The organism is Proteus sp. fly-1008, from assembly GCF_040140305.1.
GTDB classification, from domain to species: Bacteria; Pseudomonadota; Gammaproteobacteria; order Enterobacterales; family Enterobacteriaceae; genus Proteus; species Proteus vulgaris_B.
This window is the reverse complement of sequence record NZ_JBEEWH010000041.1, coordinates 1-1,584: the sequence shown is the minus strand read 5'-3', so window position 1 is coordinate 1,584 and position 1,584 is coordinate 1. Positions and strand designations below refer to the sequence as shown.

Here is a 1,584-nt window from a genome sequence, read left to right as displayed (position 1 = left end):
AGTCTCCCACCTATCCTACACATCAAGGCTCAATGTTCAGTGTCAAGCTATAGTAAAGGTTCACGGGGTCTTTCCGTCTTGCCGCGGGTACACTGCATCTTCACAGCGAGTTCAATTTCACTGAGTCTCGGGTGGAGACAGCCTGGCCATCATTACGCCATTCGTGCAGGTCGGAACTTACCCGACAAGGAATTTCGCTACCTTAGGACCGTTATAGTTACGGCCGCCGTTTACTGGGGCTTCGATCAAGAGCTTCTCCTTACGGATAACCCCATCAATTAACCTTCCAGCACCGGGCAGGCGTCACACCGTATACGTCCACTTTCGTGTTTGCACAGTGCTGTGTTTTTAATAAACAGTTGCAGCCAGCTGGTATCTTCGACTGGCTTCGGCTCCGTCCGCGAGGGACTTCACTTACCGCCAGCGTGCCTTCTCCCGAAGTTACGGCACCATTTTGCCTAGTTCCTTCACCCGAGTTCTCTCAAGCGCCTGAGTATTCTCTACCTGACCACCTGTGTCGGTTTGGGGTACGATTGTTGGTAACCTGAAGCTTAGAGGCTTTTCCTGGAAGCAGGGCATCAATTGCTTCACCACCTTAGTGGTTCGTCATCACACCTCAGCATTAAGTGACCGGATTTGCCTAATCACTCTGCCTACATGCTTGAACCGGGACGACCGTCGCCCGGACAACCTAGCCTTCTCCGTTCCCCCATCGCAGTTACCACCAGTACGGGAATATTAACCCGTTTCCCATCGACTACGCTTTTCAGCCTCGCCTTAGGGGTCGACTCACCCTGCCCCGATTAACGTTGGACAGGAACCCTTGGTCTTCCGGCGTGCGGGTTTTTCACCCGCATTATCGTTACTTATGTCAGCATTCGCACTTCTGATACCTCCAGCATACCTCACAGTACACCTTCGCAGGCTTACAGAACGCTCCCCTACCCAACAACACATAGTGTCGCTGCCGCAGCTTCGGTGCATGGTTTAGCCCCGTTACATCTTCCGCGCGGGCCGACTCGACCAGTGAGCTATTACGCTTTCTTTAAATGATGGCTGCTTCTAAGCCAACATCCTGGCTGTCTGAGCCTTCCCACTTCGTTTCCCACTTAACCATGACTTTGGGACCTTAGCTGGCGGTCTGGGTTGTTTCCCTCTTCACGACGGACGTTAGCACCCGCCGTGTGTCTCCCGTGATAACATTCTTCGGTATTCGCAGTTTGCATCGAGTTGGTAAGTCGGGATGACCCCCTAGTCGAAACAGTGCTCTACCCCCGAAGATGAGTTCACGAGGCGCTACCTAAATAGCTTTCGGGGAGAACCAGCTATCTCCCGGTTTGATTGGCCTTTCACCCCCATCCACAAGTCATCCGCTAATTTTTCAACATTAGTCGGTTCGGTCCTCCAGTTAGTGTTACCCAACCTTCAACCTGCCCATGGATAGATCACCGGGTTTCGGGTCTATACCCTGCAACTCATTCGCCCAGTTAAGACTCGGTTTCCCTACGGCTCCCCTATACGGTTAACCTTGCTACAGAATATAAGTCGCTGACCCATTATACAAAAGGTACGCAGTCACCCCAT

Annotated in this window: 1 rRNA gene; it reads right to left on the bottom strand. The window is 52.3% G+C overall.

Annotation, left to right across the window (positions count from 1 at the left end):
• Window positions 1-1,584 (bottom strand): 23S ribosomal RNA (locus ABN256_RS19010); the annotation flags it as partial.